Annotated in this window: 1 protein-coding gene; it reads right to left on the bottom strand. The window is 62.7% G+C overall.

The genetic code is table 11. The annotated features are described in order from the left end of the window. Nucleotides 1–1103: condensation domain-containing protein (locus ACQ76X_RS35940; protein ID WP_438498671.1), on the bottom strand; the 1103-nt coding region annotated here is incomplete at its 3' end. Between the last annotated feature and the right edge of the window lie 34 nt (nt 1104–1137).

The following is a 1137-nucleotide window of genomic DNA, read 5'->3' as shown; positions in this document are numbered from 1 at the left end:
CCGCTCGCTTCTTGCGGCTCCAAATCCGCCAAACGGAAGTCGCTCGCGGTCTTCTCGCTGTGCGCCTGCCGGGTGCAGTGGGTAATCAGTCTGCGAAGCTGTTCCGCATAGCACACCATCCAGCGTTCCACCGTTTCCATCCGGTATGTGTCTGCTGCATAGTCGCATGTAAACACGAGCTCTCCGCCGATCACCATCCCGTTCAGGTTCAGCTTGTACTCTCCGGGGAGGTTCGGGTCGATGCTGGTACCTGTCCCGTACGCCGACGATTCGAAGACGCCGGTCGTCACGTCCCGGTCGAACTGGCCCAAGTAGTTGAAGCAGATCTCCGGGCGAAGGTTGAAGTTCAACTCCCGCTTGTGCTCCGCGGCTGTCATATACTTCAGCACGCCATACCCGAGCCCTTTGTTCGGCACGCTCCGCAGCCCTTCCTTCACCCTCTTGATACAGCCCGGCAACGTCTCGCATGACCCCAGGTCAAGCAGTGTCGGCACGATCGTCGTAAACCAGCCGACCGTTCGGCTGACATCCACCGCTTCCCCGATCTCTTCCCGGCCATGCCCTTCCAGGTCCACGACAAACCGCCGCTCGCCCGTCCATTCCCGCAGCGCCAGGCCCAGCCCCGTCAGCAGGATGTCGTTGATTTCCGTATAGTACGCCCGGCCCGCCTGGTTCAACAGCTGCGTCGTCTCTTCCCGCGACAGCCGGATGCTCACCGCTCCGCCGGTTTCCTCCGCTTCCAGGGGTCCTTCGTCCGCCGGCAGCGCCGCAGCCGGCGTCTCCCCGATTCGCTTCCAATAAGCGATTTCATTCAGCTGTTCCTCGCTGTCCGCATAGCGCGCCAGGGCCTCCGACCACGTCCGGAATGCATCCGTCTTCTCCGGAAAGCGGATCTCCTCGCCCCGCTCTGCCTGCTCATAACCGGTCTGTACATCTTCGAACAGGATCCGCCATGATACCCCGTCCACCACCAGATGGTGGATGACGATCAGCAGATGATCGCCCTCGCCGGTCTTCATCAGCCCCAGGCGCAGCAGCGGCCCTTGCTCCAGGTGCAGCCCCCGCTGCAGGCGGTCGGCTTCCGCCGCAATCCGCGTGTCCACGGCCGTCTCCCCGCACAAGTCGATTACGTCCAGT

It is taken from the genome of Paenibacillus sp. IHBB 3054, from assembly GCF_051594305.1.
In the GTDB taxonomy this organism is placed as follows: domain Bacteria; phylum Bacillota; class Bacilli; order Paenibacillales; family Paenibacillaceae; genus Paenibacillus_AQ.
This window is presented reverse-complemented; position numbering and strand designations above follow the sequence as displayed.